Annotated in this window: 19 protein-coding genes and 3 pseudogenes; 6 read left to right on the top strand and 16 right to left on the bottom strand. The window is 58.8% G+C overall.

The genetic code is table 11. From position 1 onward, the window contains the following. Positions 1 to 311: 311 nt before the first annotated feature. From FY112_RS29740 to FY112_RS29725, 4 genes and pseudogenes are all read right to left on the bottom strand, one after another. Positions 312 to 500 carry a hypothetical protein gene (locus FY112_RS29740; protein ID WP_151519947.1) on the bottom strand — a complete coding sequence of 63 codons (189 nt, stop codon included), beginning with the start codon at positions 498 to 500 and terminating at the stop codon, positions 312 to 314. Between the two features lie 32 nt (positions 501 to 532). Continuing rightward, a complete protein-coding gene (locus FY112_RS29735; RefSeq protein WP_181018299.1) occupies positions 533 to 850 on the bottom strand; it encodes a S1/P1 nuclease in 318 nt (105 codons plus the stop codon). Between the two features lie 103 nt (positions 851 to 953). After that, positions 954 to 1,306: pseudogene (locus tag FY112_RS38180) on the bottom strand (hypothetical protein). Positions 1,307 to 1,483: 177 nt separating this feature from the next. Then, positions 1,484 to 1,963, bottom strand: coding sequence for an NUDIX hydrolase (locus tag FY112_RS29725; RefSeq protein ID WP_246700778.1), 480 nt, complete (start codon positions 1,961 to 1,963; stop codon positions 1,484 to 1,486). Between the two features lie 85 nt (positions 1,964 to 2,048). Between FY112_RS29725 and FY112_RS36990 the strand changes: the two genes are divergently transcribed. Next, entirely contained in the window at positions 2,049 to 2,219 is a 171-nt protein-coding gene (locus FY112_RS36990) for a hypothetical protein (protein WP_181018298.1), read from the top strand. Between the two features lie 409 nt (positions 2,220 to 2,628). On the opposite strand, the gene FY112_RS29720 is transcribed toward FY112_RS36990, so the two are convergent. Further along, positions 2,629 to 2,991, bottom strand: coding sequence for a hypothetical protein (locus FY112_RS29720; protein WP_151519945.1), 363 nt, complete (start codon positions 2,989 to 2,991; stop codon positions 2,629 to 2,631). Between the two features lie 29 nt (positions 2,992 to 3,020). On the opposite strand from FY112_RS29720, the gene FY112_RS29715 reads away from it, so the two are divergent. After that, a complete protein-coding gene (locus FY112_RS29715) occupies positions 3,021 to 3,641 on the top strand; it encodes a CYTH domain-containing protein (RefSeq protein ID WP_151519944.1) in 621 nt (206 codons plus the stop codon). A gap of 116 nt (positions 3,642 to 3,757) precedes the next feature. Here the strand turns inward: FY112_RS29715 and FY112_RS29710 are convergent. Beyond that, a pseudogene (locus tag FY112_RS29710) lies at positions 3,758 to 4,044 on the bottom strand (transposase); the annotation flags it as partial. A 179-nt stretch (positions 4,045 to 4,223) separates the two neighbouring features. On the opposite strand from FY112_RS29710, the gene FY112_RS38175 reads away from it, so the two are divergent. Beyond that, entirely contained in the window at positions 4,224 to 4,379 is a 156-nt protein-coding gene (locus tag FY112_RS38175) for a hypothetical protein (protein WP_246700777.1), read from the top strand. 92 nt (positions 4,380 to 4,471) lie between these two features. On the opposite strand, the gene FY112_RS29700 is transcribed toward FY112_RS38175, so the two are convergent. Beyond that, on the bottom strand, positions 4,472 to 5,305 hold the full coding sequence (locus FY112_RS29700; RefSeq protein ID WP_151519956.1) for a helix-turn-helix domain-containing protein: 834 nt from the start codon (positions 5,303 to 5,305) through the stop codon (positions 4,472 to 4,474). A gap of 302 nt (positions 5,306 to 5,607) precedes the next feature. Here FY112_RS29700 and FY112_RS29695 point away from each other — a divergent pair, with 302 nt between their 5' ends. Continuing rightward, positions 5,608 to 6,501, top strand: coding sequence for an AraC family transcriptional regulator (locus tag FY112_RS29695; protein ID WP_151519955.1), 894 nt, complete (start codon positions 5,608 to 5,610; stop codon positions 6,499 to 6,501). Positions 6,502 to 6,635: 134 nt separating this feature from the next. Here the strand turns inward: FY112_RS29695 and FY112_RS29690 are convergent, their stop codons facing one another. After that, the gene (locus FY112_RS29690; RefSeq protein ID WP_246700775.1) at positions 6,636 to 7,472 is read right to left on the bottom strand and encodes an alpha/beta hydrolase; all 837 of its coding nucleotides are present in this window, start codon (positions 7,470 to 7,472) and stop codon (positions 6,636 to 6,638) included. Positions 7,473 to 7,500: 28 nt separating this feature from the next. Between FY112_RS29690 and FY112_RS38170 the strand changes: the two genes are divergently transcribed. Beyond that, positions 7,501 to 7,638, top strand: coding sequence for a hypothetical protein (locus FY112_RS38170; protein WP_246700774.1), 138 nt, complete (start codon positions 7,501 to 7,503; stop codon positions 7,636 to 7,638). A gap of 45 nt (positions 7,639 to 7,683) precedes the next feature. On the opposite strand, the gene FY112_RS29685 is transcribed toward FY112_RS38170, so the two are convergent. The 6 genes from FY112_RS29685 to FY112_RS29660 form a co-directional block, all read right to left on the bottom strand. After that, positions 7,684 to 9,282 (bottom strand): MFS transporter, encoded by a 1,599-nt coding sequence (locus FY112_RS29685; RefSeq protein ID WP_151519942.1) that lies wholly within the window; start codon positions 9,280 to 9,282, stop codon positions 7,684 to 7,686. Further along, complete coding sequence (locus FY112_RS29680; RefSeq protein WP_151519941.1) at positions 9,279 to 9,722, bottom strand: DoxX family protein; 444 nt, start codon at positions 9,720 to 9,722, stop codon at positions 9,279 to 9,281. The genes FY112_RS29685 and FY112_RS29680 overlap by 4 nt, the downstream gene beginning before the upstream one ends. 199 nt (positions 9,723 to 9,921) lie before the next feature. Next, entirely contained in the window at positions 9,922 to 11,904 is a 1,983-nt protein-coding gene (locus FY112_RS29675) for an amidohydrolase (RefSeq protein ID WP_151519940.1), read from the bottom strand. Then, positions 11,904 to 12,194 carry a XapX domain-containing protein gene (locus FY112_RS29670; protein ID WP_151519939.1) on the bottom strand — a complete coding sequence of 97 codons (291 nt, stop codon included), beginning with the start codon at positions 12,192 to 12,194 and terminating at the stop codon, positions 11,904 to 11,906. The genes FY112_RS29675 and FY112_RS29670 overlap by 1 nt, the downstream gene beginning before the upstream one ends. 67 nt (positions 12,195 to 12,261) lie before the next feature. Further along, complete coding sequence (locus FY112_RS29665) at positions 12,262 to 12,951, bottom strand: hydrolase (RefSeq protein ID WP_151519938.1); 690 nt, start codon at positions 12,949 to 12,951, stop codon at positions 12,262 to 12,264. Positions 12,952 to 13,046: 95 nt separating this feature from the next. Next, positions 13,047 to 13,979 carry a ring-cleaving dioxygenase gene (locus tag FY112_RS29660; protein WP_151519937.1) on the bottom strand — a complete coding sequence of 311 codons (933 nt, stop codon included), beginning with the start codon at positions 13,977 to 13,979 and terminating at the stop codon, positions 13,047 to 13,049. A gap of 120 nt (positions 13,980 to 14,099) precedes the next feature. On the opposite strand from FY112_RS29660, the gene FY112_RS29655 reads away from it, so the two are divergent. After that, positions 14,100 to 14,999, top strand: coding sequence for a LysR family transcriptional regulator (locus tag FY112_RS29655; RefSeq protein ID WP_151519936.1), 900 nt, complete (start codon positions 14,100 to 14,102; stop codon positions 14,997 to 14,999). A 233-nt stretch (positions 15,000 to 15,232) separates the two neighbouring features. Here FY112_RS29655 and FY112_RS29650 read toward each other — a convergent pair. Both FY112_RS29650 and FY112_RS29645 read right to left on the bottom strand, forming a co-directional pair. Continuing rightward, positions 15,233 to 15,993, bottom strand: a protein-coding gene (locus tag FY112_RS29650; protein ID WP_151519935.1) for an IS5 family transposase whose coding sequence is annotated in 2 segments (ribosomal slippage) — positions 15,233 to 15,654 and positions 15,654 to 15,993 — 762 coding nt in all. Because the reading frame shifts where the segments join, the coding sequence is not laid out codon by codon here. A 94-nt stretch (positions 15,994 to 16,087) separates the two neighbouring features. After that, positions 16,088 to 16,722: pseudogene (locus FY112_RS29645) on the bottom strand (IS5 family transposase). Between the last annotated feature and the right edge of the window lie 413 nt (positions 16,723 to 17,135).

The raw sequence follows: 17,135 nt of genomic DNA, 5'->3' as shown, positions 1-17,135 counted from the left end.
GATCGCGGAGGTCGACCTTTGGCCGGAACGGCCCGGTTAGCTGCGGAAGCTGACGTCGCTATCCTCTTCGCCGGCCGCAGTGCGGAGCCGAGCATCAGATAAACGACGGTGCGCTCGCAATGACGAGGGGACTTAGATCCATTGTTGCGAACCTCAATGCCTCCCGCTCACGCCTTCGATCTGAAAACAGACCTGGCGGCACGCTCCCGTTCGGCATTCGGCGATGCCAGATGAGTGTCAACTCTTCACTGACAAACCGCGCCGGAAAAACAAAGCACTACGCACGTCGACTTACTTCAACGCCTCGGAAATCAGGTTTGCGAGCGGGCTGCAGCAACGGCCGCCTGTTCGCGCGCCGGATTTCGAGCTCGGGTTTCATAGGACCGGTCGAACCCATGAGGACTCTTTTCATAACCGATGGGCCCGACGTAGACGAACTCGATCGCCTTCTTCCGGCTCTCCTTCAGCCATTCGGCCGGATCGCTGATGGCCGCGCGCACTCGATCCGGCTCGGGCAGCTTGATGTTCCTGTCTAGCAGACTGTCTCGGATTGCACCGGAGGGCGTCGAGTAACCGCCGAAAATCCCATCCCAACAGGCAGAAGCTTGACGGCCTGACCATTCGGGGGCGTGACGTCGATGAGGTTGCCACCCTGATCGCCCTTCTTCAACGCCTTGGAAAACCGCGCGCTGGCGTGAAGCGGCTGGTGAGCGTCACCGACGAGATGCAGCAGCCAGACAAGATCATTGGAGCGTACGCTGTCGGGCAGGCCGGACGAGGCAGGGAGAGCTGTGGTGAAAGCGACGATCTGGGTTTCGAGATTGACCGGGTCGATTTCTCCTTCGGTCATCCCCTCCGGCCGGCTGTGCCAAACGTTCATAACAGGCGCTTGAGATCGCCCTTGTTTGTGACGGTTTCATGACTATCCTTGCCTCGCGGGCGAAGGAGACACGTCATGGCCGAAAAACGCAAGAAAATTTATAAAGCTCTCGTGGACGGTGCGACCGACGGCCTGTCCGATAAGGCGTCGATTGGGCAGGTCGTCTCTTCGTGGGTTCCCGCGACGGGGCGACTTCGACTTCCTCGTCCTGGTCGTCTCCGGTATCGCCGTTGGCGATTTCACTCATCCGATGTTTGATGGCCAGCGCGTAAATCGTGTTCAGCACATGCCGATCAGTGACATCCGGGTCGGTCAGCGCGAACAGTGCGGCACGCACAATCTTCTTGCTCGATGTTTTCGGGCAGCGCTCGACGACGAATTCGTAAAGTGCCTCCAGCCGGCATACCCGTCGGATCGGCCAGAAATGCGATATTCGCGTTACGAGCGATGAACGCTGTGGTCGAGAAACACGCGAGCCGGCTTCGCGGACGGCGCATAGGAGCACAGCCATGCGAAAGATCGATGAAGTTATAGAGGATACGGTCATCGTGCCTGTCGGCTTACATCGCTCCCAAGTATATTTGAATGGGTCGCACGACGACGTTAAATCTTCTCACGCATGATCTGACCAAGCGCTCTCCGGGCAACCTCTTGGCTAGCGACGTCGATTGGCAGCCATCTCATCTTACGCATGTCCTTCTCTGGAAAGTCCCTCTCGATATGCGTGAGACGGATAAGATGAACGGCAACACGGTCGCGAACGGGGCTTCCATCCTTGGCGTAGGTATACGACCCCAGAACGCCCTCCATCGCCGTGCCTTTGATGCCGGCTTCTTCGAATGCCTCCCTCTGAGCGGCGTCACCAGACGTTTCTCCCGGCTCGACATGTCCTTTAGGAATACCCCATCGGCCGTTGCGAAGGCTGCCGACCAGCAGAACCTCGACCCTGTCCTGACCGTCTACTTTGCGGAGACAGATTGCTCCGGCTTGCTCGATCAGCGCGGGCCGCGTCGGAAACTCGGCGCGATCAATCCTGATCACACTCGCGGGAATTTCGGCTTTCATCACGGTTTGCATTGTCATACGACATCTCCCCCGCAGAAACCACGAACTCATGCGCCGAACGTTCAAAACAACGCTAGAGATTGCCCCTGTTTGTGACGGTTTGATGACTATCCTTACCTCGAGAAACGCAGGTGAATTTGTGGCGCTCTCCATAGACGGTTCGACCGAAGGCCTGTCCGATAATTCACTTTGTGAATTCGTCGTTGAGCGCTGCCCGAAGACATCAAGCAAGCGGATCAATTTCCAGATGGGGCTTGGTCTGCCTGGACAATGAGGATCCGGCAGCCTAGCTCGACGACATCATCGACATCGCATGATTGTTCGGGCGATCGGGGAGGTGAGTGGGCTGGGAGAGCGGCTTCCGAAGACCATTGACGCTGGGCCGGCCCGCCTTCACCTCCCTCGGGTGATCAGTGGAACCGAACGCCGAGCTTGTCTGCTTTCGGCTCTGGAATGCGCCTGTAGCTGAGAACTCAGCTCTCTCCACCCGACCTGACCCGCTCGACCGGTGCCGGCGAGCAGAAGTTCTGCGGCTATGATTGGATGCTTTTTGATTAAGAACACCACCATGCGGGCCAAGGCGGCGACCGCGACCTTCTCGAAACCGCTACGCGCAAATTTACGCGTCGCGTAGCTTTCGAGGAAGCTTGCATCCGAAACCGAATCGAGAATGGGCGCGAGCGTCAGTGCGTCGCGCCCCGGCGAGGGCGGCTATTGTCGTCCTCCCGTGCTTTCTTTGGCAGGTGGTCGCGAGCCTTGTCCCTGATGACATCCATTGCAGCATCCGTCGCTTCGCTTATCGCAGAACCGGCAATACCGACTGCTCGCTTGCCTTTGCTCGCTCCTTTGCCCGCCGCGCTGGCGATCTCGCCGCGTTCGCCGAGCAGTACGGCTGCTCCCGCACCAGCCGCCGCCGTCAGGGCATTCGCCAATACACCGCGACCGATATCGCTGGACAGCAATGCTTTCAGCATCGGCGACTTCCGGATTGCTTTCGGAATTTTGTAACCTGCGACCTTCCTGGGAATCCTGTTTTTCTTCGCCATAACTCAGTCCTCCTTTCGTGGGGCTTAACATGCGCGCGCGCTCTTGGTTCCCTGCTTGTCGTCCCTGTTGTTTTGGAACCTCGAAACCTTTCGAATGTTCTGCCAGAAGTGAGAAAGGGTTCAGCGTAAATGGCATCGAGATCGAGCGAAAATTTCTGGTCGTCGATGAAGGCTGGCGGGCTAATGTCGGCTCTCGTTTCGAAATCGCCGATCATCTGATCGCGCGTTTCGACAACGGCAAGGCGAGGATTCGCTTCTGCGGTGAACAGCCGATGCTGACGATCAAAGGGGCCAGACGCGGCCTGAAGCGCAGCGAGTATCATATTCCTTTGGCGGACGAGGACGCGCGAGCGATAGTGAAAGAATTCAGCAGCGGCCCAGCGCTGGAAAAGATTCGGAACGAAGTCGACGTCTGCGGTCTCATATGGCAGGTGGACGAATATCTGGGTTTACTTTCTGGCTTGGTCACAGCAGATGTCGAACTACCCGACGAGGACTACCCGCTTGTTCTGCCCGATTGGGCCGGTCGAGAAATTACCGCAGATCCAAGGTTTAGCTCAGGTTTTCTTGCCGATGCTGCTGCATCGGGGGGACTTGCGGCTCGAAATCTTGCTGAGCGCGAGACGGGCCGGAGTATCTCGAACCACTGATCTCATGGTGCTGGGAGCTGAAATCCGCACATGGCTAATCGGCTGGTCCAGACGGCGGCAGAGAGTTGATAGCGCCTAATGACGGGTCGCCGGTTCAATCCCAACAGGAAGTCCTACCAGGCCGAGCGGCTCTCGACGGATAGGATTTTCCGCCGGCCGCGTCCCAATCGACGCCGACGGCGATCAACTCCGCCTGGCTCCTGACGACGCCGGCCTCTCTGACCTTCTCATAACGGGCATCGAGGAGAAGGTAGGGAAAGGGCTCTTGAAGCGGGCGGCAGGCAAAGGCCTTCAGGCTTTCATCGAGCCGCTTGTTGATCGCCGAGATCGATGAGGCCGAGTACGCATGCCCACACAGTTCCTCGGTGATCGCCTTGACCTTGCGCGTCGACACCCCCTGGAGGGGCATCGGGTGCTGGGCCAGCTCTCGGTGGAAGACAACATCCTCGTTGCCACCCTCGACGGGTCACCATCCGGTCGCCGCGAGGGGCTCGAAAGGGCCCATGAGATATTTCCGGAACTTGCCCCGCGCAGACGCCAGCCGGCTTCCGATCTCTCAGGGGGCAGAAGCAGATGGTCGCGATGGCACAGGCATTCATCGCCAAGCCGGTCTTCATGGTGGTCGACGAGCTTTCGCTTGGACTGGCGCCGACTGTGGTCAAACGGCTGGCGGAAGCGCTGAAGATTGCGGCCCAAAACGGCATTGGTGTGCTTCTCATCGAACAGTTCGCCAATTAGCGCGCCTCGGATGGAGCTGTGGGATTTGGTGTGTCTCAGGAATCGGCTCAAGACCTTCGGTTCGGCGAATCTTCCAAGAGGGCTCGTCTGGATCAGGCGTTACGTCGCCAATTGCCAGGCGTGGTGCCGACGATACCTGCAAAGACGCGCGTGAAATGGCTTTGGTCCGCGAAACCGCAGGCGATAGCCACTTCGGCGAGCGGAGTATTTGAGGTCCGCAAGAGGTCGCGAGCACGGTCTATTCGCTCACGAAGGACCCATTGGTAGGGCGTCATACCGGTCGTCTCACGAAAAGCGCGAATGAAATAGCCACGTGACAGGTTGCAGACCTGGGCGACCTCGGAAATCGACACATTCCCATCAAGGTTTTCGAGAAGCAGACTTTTTGCCAGATCCTCATGCGCCCTCGAAAGGCTACCCGACCTATCGGAGCCTACCATTGGCCGGCCGCCGTAGCGCTGGACCAGGTAGGTGCCGATGGCCGTCGTCATTTGTTCGACGAAAAGCGCGTTGGCTTCGTCTGGCTTTTCGAGCGCCGGGATCAGCGCCCGAGCGAGATTGGCAAGCACGATATCTTTTGATGCGGTTTCAACTGACAGCGACGTTATGCCAGGCATTTCAGCATCATCGGCAATTTTGCCGAGGGACGCTGGCGAAATTTCAAACAACACGAAATCGAAAGGACCGCGGAGATCCGCCTTGTAGGCGTCCGAGAGATCGCGAATATAGATCGAGTTCTCGGTAAAGTCGTGGGTTGTCGCACGATGTTCGTGGAAGATGCGGCGCGTGTGGCCACCGAGCGAGGAAACCCCCACGACGAACCCTCGATCGCTTGCCGGTGTCATGACCTGATCCAGTTCAGTGTTGACTGTCGCCTTCCGAAAGATATCGATGTCTGAACCAAATAGGCTTTGGTTGATCGACAACTGCTTCAACGAGCACCCGAACCCGTCGGTCGAGTTCCCAGTGGAAGATTGCTGGCGGAGGGGGAAAACTTGGACCACGAGGCATTTCTTTCTTTTTTAGACACTCGAACACGGGCCCTGCCGGCTTTGGTCGCCTTCCCACGCTACGCTTGCCTTACGACAATTTGCTAAATCGGCCCCGCGAGGATCCTTTTGTTCAAGATTGACGTTTGAAAGCCGTGTAGGAACCCATAGTGCGGCATCTCGTCGGTACGGCTATACAGTCCCCAGCCAGGATGATCGAGACACATGTGAGTGAAGCGTTGACGGTCAGTGAGAGAATTGCGGCATGTTTTGGGACCAATGCCGCAAGGGCACTGGTTATAAGGCCTCTTTACAAGGCAAAGCTCGCTGTCGTCCATCTCGAGCACTCCTATGACAATAGCGAACACACAATCGTCCTGCCGGCTGATGACGCCTTTCTGGTCATGCTCTATCTCGTCGATGTTGATCATTGCGACGTCCTGCCGGACGGAGCGCGGACACCTCTAAAAACCTATTCCAGAGGCTCTATGTGTCTCATCAGTCTGAGGAATGGCGCCGCAATTTCTGTTCGTGGCCGCTTCGAAGCACTCGCATTTCATATCCCAAGCGCGCTTTTTGTCGAGCTTGCGGAGGAAGCGGGCGAACCACGTATTGATGACCTCACATCCTGCCGAGGGATTGACGATCAGGTGGTTCGCAACATCGGCGGCGCGCTGATACCGATGTTCGGCATGCCGGACGAGGTCAGGGACACACTGCTTCCTCATATCGGATTAGCATTGAGCGCCCATCTTGCGCATCGTTACGGGCGGTCCCCCATCCAGCACCTTTCGGGCACCGGTCGGCTGTCTCCACTGCAGGAAAAGCGCATCAAGGCGTACATAGTTGCGAACCTATCGGGCGGCACACCGGTCGACAAGATCGCCGAAGCCTGCGGATTTTCAGTCGATGAGCTTTGTTCCGGATTCTTGAACACGACCGGGCAGTCTGTTTCGGAGTGGATTGCGTCATATCGAATAAGCAGAGCCCAGTCGCAACTGAGCAGAACCGGTGAAACCATTGCCCGGATCGCTGAAGAGTGCGGGTTTCCGGACGAAAATGAACTCGTCGCAACCTTCACGAGGGTCGTGGGGGTGCATCCTGCGGCTTGGCGCTCGAGCAACCGACACTAACAGAAAACCATCGAGCAGCACTGCTGGGCTTTGAGCTCAGCTTCGCTCAGGACTGTCCTGGTGACAGCCAGCTTGGTCGGGTTTGTTCGGCCGGATCCGGGTGCAGCGAAGACAGCCACACCCGGACGGTCCAATTAAGCTTGGATAAATGCCAGGAGGTCGGCGTTCAGGACCTCAGCATGCGTTGTCAGCATGCCGTGCGGATAACCCTGATAGACCTTCAGGGTGCCGTTCTGCACCAGCTTGACGGAAAGCTTGCCAGCGTTGTCGATCGGCACGACCTGATCGTCGTCGCCGTGCATGACGAGCGTCGGAACAGTGATTGCCTTCAGGTCTTGCGTCTGGTCGGTCTCGGAAAAGGCCTTGATCCCATCGTATTGGGCTTTGGCGCTACCCATCATGCCCTGCCGCCACCAATTCTGAATAACGCCCGGATAGACCTTAGCGTCGGGACGGTTGAAGCCGTAGAATGGACCGGTAGGGAAATCGATGAAGAGCTGCGCGCGGTTCTCGGCCACCCCCTTGCGGATGCCATCGAAGACTTCGATCGGCAAGCCGCCCGGATTTGTCTCGGTCTTGAGCATCAGCGGCGGAACGGCTGACACCAGAGCGGCCTTGGCGACGCGCCCGGAAGGCTGACCGTACTTTGCCACATAGCGAGCAACTTCCCCGCCGCCGGTCGAATGGCCGATATGAACGGCACTCTTCAGATCAAGCGCTTCGACCACGGCGAAGGCATCGGCGGCATAGTGGTCCATGTCGTGACCGTCAGAGACTTGAGCAGAGCGGCCGTGGCCACGGCGGTCATGGGCAACGACGCGGTAACCCTTCGACAGAAAGTACAGCATCTGTGCGTCCCAATCGTCCGACGAGAGCGGCCAGCCATGGTGAAAGACGATCGGCTGGGCATCCTTCGGACCCCAATCCTTGTAGAAGATTTCGACGCCGTCCTTGGTGGTGGTGTAGCCCATTCTATTGTCTCCTTTGATTGAGGTGGGGGTGGAAGAAACGTTGGCAGCAAACCCGAAAGATGTGGGGAGTGCCATGGCGGCCACGGCGGCAGCCCCGGAAAGCAATGCGCTGCGGCGGGTGATGGAAGGGAAATTCTCGGTCATTGTCGCGTACCGTGATCCATAGATGGCTGTGATTTGAGGGTAGTGGGGGATGCCGCTCTCAGCGTTGCTAGGCGGCCCCCGGCCGGTTGATGGTGAGGAAATGCCGGACGACCGGCTTGTCCGTTCCTGAGTGATAGGCGAGGACCTGGCCCTGTAGGTCAGCATCGGCATTTGAAACCCGCTTGTGCTGGCGAAGATGCTCGGCCCAGGATTCGACCATGAACCATTCGACGATCTTTTGCGGATCAGCGGAGTCTTCCGTCACCCCCCATCCGTAGGCGCCGTCCCGGCGCCGCTCGTGGGACATCTCATCCAGCGCATGCAGGAAGGCTGTGCGATGATGTTTTTCGACATGGTATTCGATGAGGATCAGAACAGGTCCGCGGTCGTGGGCGATAGGCTCGGCGACCAATGGTTCTGGCCAGTGATTGGACGGCACCATGTCCGCGTCGCCGGCCGGCAGCTTTAAGCGATGCATGATGAAGCCCGCAACGAGCAGTCCAACCGCGCCGATCATCAGCGCTCCCGGCACCCCGGCAGCTTCACCAACGGCACCCCAGCCAAGGCTACCCGCCGTCATCGCGCCATTGAAGACGGTGAGATAGACCGCCAGGCCGCGACCGCGGACCCAGTTCGGAAGCACGGCCTGCGCTGCGCCATTCAGCGTCGTCAGGGCGGTGATCCAAGCGCCTCCGAGAAAGAGCAGGACGAGAATGGCAACCCATTTTGGCGGCGCGAGCGACAAAGCGCCCATGACGAGTGCTGTGATAACAGCGGCCCCTAGAAGCAGGCCATCGGCATTCAAGCGTTCGCGCAGTTTAGGCATGAGCAATGCGCCGCCGATCGCGCCGGCGCCAACGGCGCCAAGCAGGATACCGTAGAATCCTGCGTCACCGCCGAGCAATTCTCGGGCGACGAGCGGCAGGAGTGCCCAGATGGCACTGGCGAAGGCAAAGAAGATCGCCGCGCGCAAAAGTACGACATGCAAGGGCTTGCTGGCGCGGGTGTAGCGCAAGCCTGCACGGAACGCGCCGAAGAAGCCTTCAGCCAGCGCATCATTTGCGTTCTTTGGCCGCGGCCACCAGACGAGCGCCGCGATGACGACGAGATAGCTCGCAACATCCGCGCCATAGGTGACGCCCGCGCCGAAGGCAGCAAGGAGAAGCCCCCCGGCGGCCGGCCCGATCGACCGGGCGATATTGATGCCGAGCGAGTTGAGCGCGACGGCACTCTTGACGTCTTCTCTCTTCACCAGTTCCGGCACGATCGCCTGCCAGGTCGGCCCCATCAACGCGGCGCCGATGCCGCCAAGGAAGGTCAGGCCGATTAGCGCACTGACCGAAAGCATCCCGGTATTTGCCAGGATCATGAGGCTTACGCTGACTGACGCGAGCAAGATCTGCACGGCGATCAGGAACCTGCGACGATCGAGAATATCGGTGAGCACGCCTGCAGGTATTGCCAGGAGGAAGATCGGCAGGGTCCCGGCCGCCTGCACCAGAGCGACGGCGGCCGGCGAGGCCGATAGATCAGTCATGAGCCAGGAACTGGCGACATCGCGCATAAAGCTGCCGGTATTGCCGAGGACGGTTGCAGTCCAAAGAACTGCGAAGACTGGCTGGGCAAGGGGAGCAAAGCTGCCCCCGGAGGATTTGGTAGTGCTCATTTGCCTGCTCCCCTGGTCAAATCAATTGCCGCGACAATGATGAAAGCGCCAGTAAGCCCGAGATGTTCGAAGAAGGCGTTGGTTGCCATCATGCGGTCCATGCCTGCGGGCAGCTCCCAGAAACGAAGGGCGATAAGGGTGGCAAGGAGCGTGAACGCGGCGAGCGCCAGCGCACCTGCCCAGCGAAGGAGCCCCGACACCACCATGGCCGAGGCCGCCAATTCGAAGGCGATAACGGCGACTGCGAAGAATGCCGCCGGATGCAGGCCGAAATGGTTCATTTCAGCGACTGCGCTGTTGAAATCAAAGATCTTGGTAATTGGCCCCTGGATATAAGCCGCGCAGAGAGCCAGAAGGGCAATGAACCACGTTGCCGGTGCAGCGATGATCCGCGCAAGAAGCGAGCCCCTGCAGTGGGTGGACGAAAATTGGTCAATCATGTCTGCTCCTGTCGTGTCGTCGATCGAAACAAGCGGCTTTTGTTTGCCGCTGGTGGAGCGATATTGGCCGGAAAGATTGCTGCCAACAATTGCATCAATTATTTCGATTTAATTGCGATTATCGCAATAAATGATCTGATAGAACGAAGTGGGCAACGAAGAGCGCTGCCCACTCGAGCGGGCGCGAGACTGCGTGGTGTCACACGGCCCAGCAGGCACAACCAAGCGCGCCGAAGAAGCCCTTGAGATCGGCAATCGGCAGCTTCGATGTCCAGGCGCCGGCATGGTCGTGACCATGGACGTTGCAGGAACTGGCGCAATCGCAGGTCGAGATCGCGGTACGGCGCAAGGAGTTCATGCCGGCACCCTGCGGTTCGCCCCATGCCGCGTAGCCGCCGAACGTGCGCACGGGAGACCAGTCCGGCATGGCGGGCGGCACGACGTTCTCATCGAGTGACTTGAAGTCGCCGGCGCCATAGACGATCTTGCCGCCAACCATGGTCAGATCGGAGCTCAGGAAGGAGATCTCGTCTTCGGCGCAGGTGAAGAAGTCCCTGTCCGGCACGACGAGATCGGCGAACTGGCCCTTTTCGATCCGGCCCTTCTTGCCTTCTTCGTTGGAAAACCAGGTGACCTTCTCGGTCCACATGCGCAGCGCCGTCTCGCGGTCGAGGCAGTTGGCACGTGGATAGAGCTGCATGCCGCCAACGGTCTTGCCGGTCACCATCCATGAAAGCGAGACCCAGGGGTTATAGGAGGCGACGCGCGTCGCATCGGTGCCGGCGGACACGTTGATGCCCTTATCAAGCATGCGCCTGATCGGCGGTGTCGCTTCTGCAACGCCGTGGCCGTATCGCTCGACGAAATATTCGCCCTGATAGGCCATGCGGTGCTGCGTGGCGATGCCGCCACCGAGCGCTGCAATGCGGTCGATAGAGCGATCGGAAATCGTCTCGGCATGGTCGAAGAACCAGTTCAGGCCCTCGAGCGGGATGTCCTTGTTGACCTTCTCGAACACATCGAGCGAGCGGCTGATCGTTTCGTCATAGGTCGCGTGAAGCCGCCAGGGCCAGCGGTTTTCGGCCAGCACCCGAACGACGTCCTCCAGTTCGCCTTCCATTTCCGGCGGCATGTCCGGCCGGGGCTGGCGAAAATCTTCGAAGTCCGCGGCGGAAAACACCAACATCTCTCCCGCACCGTTGTGGCGGAAATAGTCGTTGCCCTGCTTGTATTTGACCGACTGCGTCCAGTTGAGGAAATCCTGCTTCTCTTCCTTCGGCTTCTGCGTAAAGAGATTGTAGGCCAGACGTACCGTAAGCTGGTCCTCGTCCGAGAGCTTCTGGATCACCGCATAGTCGTCCGGGTAATTCTGAAATCCGCCGCCGGCATCGATGACGCCGGTGATTCCCAACCGGTTCAGTTCCCTCATGAAGTGGCGGGTGGAATTGACTTGATATTCGAACGGAAGCTTGGGGCCTTTCGACAAAGTCGAATAGAGAATGCCGGCATTCGGCTTGGCGAGCAAAAGGCCCGTCGGATTGCCGTTGGCGTCGCGGGTGATCTCTCCGCCCGGAGGGTTCGGCGTGTCCTTGGTATAGCCGACGGCACGAAGGGCAGCACCGTTGAGCAGTGCGCGGTCATAGAGATGCAGCAGAAAGACAGGCGTATCGGGTGCAATGGCATTGATCTCGTCTATCGTCGGCAGGCGTTTTTCGGCGAACTGGTGTTCGGTGAAGCCGCCGACAACACGCACCCATTGTGGGGCAGGCGTGATGGCGACCTGCCGCTTGAGCATATCCATCGCATCGGCGAGCGAGCGGACGCCATCCCAGCGGAGCTCCATGTTGAAGTTGAGACCGCCCCGCACAACGTGGGAGTGGTTGTCGATCAGACCAGGCAGTACACGCTTGCCCTTGAGATCGACGATCTTCGTATCGGGCCCGGCGAGCGCCATGACGTCGCGGTCGGTACCCACGTCGATGAATAGGCCGTCCTTGACGGCGATCGCGGTGGCGTTCGGATTTGCGCGATCAAGCGTCGTGATCAATCCATTGTGAAGAACGATATCGGCGTGCATGGAAGCGGCTCCGGTCTTGATGGGATCGGCGGCATTGGCCGGTGAAAACAAGTTTGAAAAGGCGAGGCTCGATGCTGCGCCCAGGAATGTGCGGCGCGTCGTCATCAGCTTTTTCCCGATGTTGAATCGTCATGGGGTGGGTTCACCGCCACCACGTTTTTCCCACCCTTCGGGAGGTGACCGAACATGTGCGGCTTGACTTGATGAAGCCAGGAGACGGCGGCAGGCTCGCGAGCCCAAATGCTCTTTGCCAGTGGCACGAGCTGCTCGCCGACAAGGATGCCGAGCAGCCCGATGAGCGCGACGACAGGCGGAGCAGGCGAGCGGACATTGAGCAGGCTGTAGATCACGCCCACCAGCAGGCCGGCACCGAGTGACAGAAGATAGAGTTTCATGGGGGAACCTCGCGTGGTGAAAGAAAATCACTCCGGCAGGACGCAGCCGGCCGGAGTGATTGACGGTTTACTTGGCAGGGTTCGGGCCGATCCGCTTGCCATGGCTGACCCGCTCGGCGCCGCCGTGGACGTGGGTGACGGCATAGTCGATGCCCATGCCGTAGGCGCCGGAATGCTCCTTCACCAGCGACGTGACCGCCTCATAGGTTTGCTTGCGGGCCCAGTCGCGCTGCCATTCCAAAAGGACCTGCTGCCAGGTGACCGGAACGACGCCGGCCTGCACCATGCGATCCATCGCATATTTGTGCGCGTCGACGGACGTGCCGCCGGAAGCATCCGCAACCATGTAGATTTCGTAGTCGGTATCGTTCATGCAGGAGAGCGCGAAGGTCGTGTTGCAAACCTCCGTCCAGAGGCCAGCGACGACAATCTTCTTGCGGCCATCGGCAGCGTGCTTGGCAAGCGCGTCGCGGACGTTCTGGTCGTCCCAGGAATTCATCGACGTGCGCTCAAGGATATCATTGTCCGGGACGACAGCGAGCAGTTCCGGGAAAGTGTTGCCCGAGAAGCTGTCGGTCTCGACGGTGGTGATGGTGGTCGGGATGTTGAAGATCCTCGCTGCCTTGGCAAGACCGACGACGTTGTTCTTCAAGACCTGGCGGTCGATCGATTGGACGCCGAAGGCCATCTGCGGCTGCTGGTCGATGAAGATGATCTGACTGTTCTGCGGGGTGAGGACCTGAAGCTTGCTGGACATCTCGTGTCTTCCTTTGACTGGGTTGAAGGTAGGTAATGGGGCAGGGAAGGCGGCACGTCTTGAAAGTTATGCCGCCTTATTGTTGGAAAGCGACGTCAGGCGGCGAGAGGCGTCAGCCCGGCCTCGATCTGGTCACGATAAGGCTCGTACCGTGCCGGCAGCTTCAAAACCTCGCCGAGGTGTGCCGTATCTTCATCGCGGTCGAAGCCGGGTTCGTTGGTGGCGATTTCGAACAGGACGCCGCCGGGTGTCCGGAAGTAGATGGCCCAGAAGTAATCGCGGTCGATGACAGGTGTCACCTGGTAACCCGTATCCATCAGGGCCTTGCGGACTTCGAGCTGCTTTGCGCGGTTCTCGACGGCGAAAGCGATGTGATGCACCGAACCTGCGCCCTGCCTTGCGAAAGGCGTCTTCGGAAGGACCTCGAGGTCGATCGTGTCCGCACCATTGCCGCCGGGGATGATGAAGCGGGTGACGTCACCATCCGTTTCGGCGCGCCGGTAGCCCATGAAACCGAGCAGTTCGGACGTGGCAGCGGCGTCATGCAGGCGGAACTTGGCACCGGTGAAGCCGCGGATGCCGACGCTTTCGTCGATGCCGGCGCCATTCCACGCCTTGCGGCCATCGTTTTCCGTTTCGACAAGGGCAAACCCTTCGCCGTCCGGCCCTTTGAACAGGAGACGGGCAGCGCCGAAGGCGGTGTCGGTATGCAGGTTGTCGGCTCCCTTTGCCGACAGGCGATCCTGCCAGAACGAGAGCGAGCCCTTAGGCACTGCGAACTGCGTTTCGCTGACTTCGCCAACGCCTGGGCGGCCGCCCATCACATCGGGAAAAGGGAAGTAGGTCATGACGGAGCCGGGGGTGCCGGCCTCATCACCGTAATAGAGGTGGTAGACGTTGGGGTCGTCGAAATTCACGGTCTTCTTGACGCGGCGCAGGCCGAGCGTGTCCGTGAAGAACGTGTTGTTCTGGCGGGCATCCGACGCCATTGACGTGATGTGATGCAGTCCCTTGATATCCTTGATCATAATGCTCGCCCTTCCGCGGCTGCGTTGGTTTGTCTGGTGTGATTGAAAACCTACGCCTGTTGATCATCGGTCGGAATTGCAATAATAATTGTCAGTGAATTGCCTCAGGTGAAATAATCAATGAACGACTACAAGCTTCTTCGAACCTTTCTGCTGGCCGCCGAGAAACGGAACTTCGCGCAGGTCGCACGCGAGCTCGACATGACCCCCGCAGCCGTCACGCGGGCGATCGCGGCCCTGGAAGAAGACCTGGGCGTGCAACTCTTCGTGCGGACCACGCGCCAGGTGTCGCTGACGACCGACGGCGCGATCTTCGCCGCCCAGATACAGCCGGCGGTGCAGGCGTTGGACAATGCGCGCAAGGACGTGATGAATACCCACAAGGCGGATCATGGCCGCCTACGGATCAGCGCGCCGACCTGGTTCGGCCAGCAGGTCCTGCCGCCCATCCTCTCGGCATTCAAGGAACGCTACCCGAAGATCAGCTTCGAGATCTCGCTCGCGGATGGGCTCGTGAACATTATTGACGACGACTATGACCTCGCTATCCGAATTTCCGCGGCACCCTCGGACAAGTTCACGATCTGGCGCAAGATCAGCGTCGTGCGCCGTATCCTCGTCGCAGCGCCGGGCAGCCGGTTTTCCGACATGAAGCATCCGAACGAGCTCATTCCCGACGATTGCCTGGCCTATAGCGGTGACAGCAAACGGGAGACCTGGACGCTGTCGGACGGCAGCGGCAATGCCACGATTTCCGCGGGCAGGGCATTCAGCGCCAATAGCGGGGAAGTGCTGGCGAGCATGGCTGCCGACGGCGCCGGGGTCGCGATGCTGCCCAAGTTTCATGTGGCCGAGCATCTGCGGACCGGACGGCTGGCCCACGTCCTGCAGGACTGGTCGCCGCCGGACTTGTGGCTGACCCTGTACTACCCCCCGTACCAGGCGCTTCCGCCGCGCATCGCCTCATTCTCGAAGTTCTTCGAGCAACAGATCCCGGCGTTTATATCGGCAATCGAATGAACAGAGTTTGTTTCTAAAAGGTTTTCCAAAGGGCTGTGCTGCTCCCGACGGACTTGGCTTTTCGACAGCTTCTATTGTCCACCAAGGGGCCACTAGTTCGAACATGTTCAAGGCGATCAATCGAACCCGAAACGGCTCGGTTGCTGAATCATTCGGTGGCTCATGCGGCCGCCGCTTGTGCCCTCATTTGCGATAAGCGGCTGAATGGGATTTAGGCCGTAGTGACGATTTAACTATTTGAGCCAAATAGCGTTAGCGGCGAGTTTAACGAAGCCCATGAAGTTTGCGAGCAGCTTGTCGTATCGGGTTGCGACGCGTCTGAACTGTTTGAGCTTGTTGAAGAAGCGTTCGATACGGTTTCGCTCCTTGTAGAGATCGGCATCATAGTGGCGCTGGAGCTTGCGGTTGCGTTTCGGCGGAATGACGACGTCAGCACCGGTTTCAGTGATCTTGTCGCACAGATGATCGGCATCATAGCCCTTGTCGGCAATCGTAGCCGCAGCCTGGATGCCATCGACGAGATCGTGAGCAAAGGCGATGTCGTTACGCTGTCCGGGAGACGCGATCAGACGAACCGGAAGCCCGAGCGACTCCGTTGCCGCATGGATTTTGGTGCTTAATCCGCCCCGAGACCGGCCCAGGCCCTGGGCATCCGCCCCCCTTTGACCTTACGCGCCCTTGCCGCATGCTGGTGTGCCCGCACGATGGTGCTGTCGATCATCAGCCGTTCCAGGTCTGCTTCTCGGGCAAGCATCGCCAGCATCTCATCGAGCACACCCATTTCGATCCAGCGGTAGTAACGCCGTTTCACCGAGCGGTAGTCGCCCAGTCGCTCGGGCAGGTCGCGCCAGCGGCCGCCGGAACGGGCCATCCACAATAGCGCGTCCAGAAACAATCGATTGTTCGTGCGCGGACCACGTTTGCTCCTGGTCCCTCCCGGTACAAAGCCTCTGATCCGTTCCCATTGATCATCCCGAAGGGCATCGCAATCCATCACTGACCTCCAAAAGTCAGCGTTGAATCTGATTTGCTTGCCCTTGGGAATCCCAAGACGTTAAATTGTCACTACGGCCTAGGGCGATCGACATTCATGGTATCCAGATCATGATCGCAGCGAGATGGATGAATCCTGTGAAGTGAATAGCTCGACGTTCGTAGCGTGTGGCAAAGCGTCGGAAGTGTTTCAGGCGATTGAAGCACCTTTAGATGCGATTGCGATGCTTGTAGATTTTCGGATCATGCGGAATGATGACTTTTCGGGAACGGTTTGAGGGTATGACCGCTTCGGCCTCCATCTTCGCGATCGTTGCCCGCAAGGCATTGCTGTCATAGGCTTTATCCCCCAGAACGGCCTGACCTGTCTGATCATGAAGAAGAGCGGGAGCTTGCGTGATGTCGCCGACCTGGCCGGCCGTCACGATAAAGCGCAAGGGACGCCCGAGTGCATCGGCCAGCATATGGATCTTAGTCGTCAGTCCACCTCTGGAACGCCCCAGCGCCTGATCCTTGGCCCCCCTTTTCCGCTCGCCGCCTGTTGATGGGCACGCACGATAATACTGTCGATCATTAAGTACTGATTGTCCCGGTCAGCAGTGAGGGCATCAAAGACCCGCTCCCATACACCGGCATGGCACCAGCGACTGAACCGGCGATGGACCGTCTTGCCTGGCAACAAAGGCGCAATTCTCGACCATTGCGCCTCGTTCAACTCGTATCGCTTCACTCCCATCAAAGGCCTCCGTGCTTCACACGGTACCCTATGAATCAGTGATCAACCGATTTGGGAATCCTGAATGTCGATCGGTCCTAGAGCATTTTAAGGCTCTTCACTCAAGTATCCATGTTCTCGATGAACGCCATCCAAATTATCAATTTTACAAATATATGTTATCCATTAGAAGGGCCGAAGTCGGCAAACTGATGCCGCTAGGAATCAAAGAGGTAGGATGCTTCAGAGCTGGTTGATATCGCCTGTAACCCCATTATCTCCACACGGATGCTATCATTCGCTCGTGTCAACCAGTGCTCGAGCTTTTATGAATGAACAAAGCAAGATGGTTTTGATTGGAAAAGCACTGGAAGACCAACTCATAGCCAAGTCGCCAAGGCGTTCATCCCGAATTAAGTAGACGGGCG

Source organism: Rhizobium sp. PEPV16, assembly GCF_008919455.1.
GTDB classification, from domain to species: Bacteria; Pseudomonadota; Alphaproteobacteria; order Rhizobiales; family Rhizobiaceae; genus Rhizobium; species Rhizobium leguminosarum_Q.
Note: the sequence above shows the minus strand (reverse complement) of the source record. Positions and strands in the feature narration are given on the sequence as shown.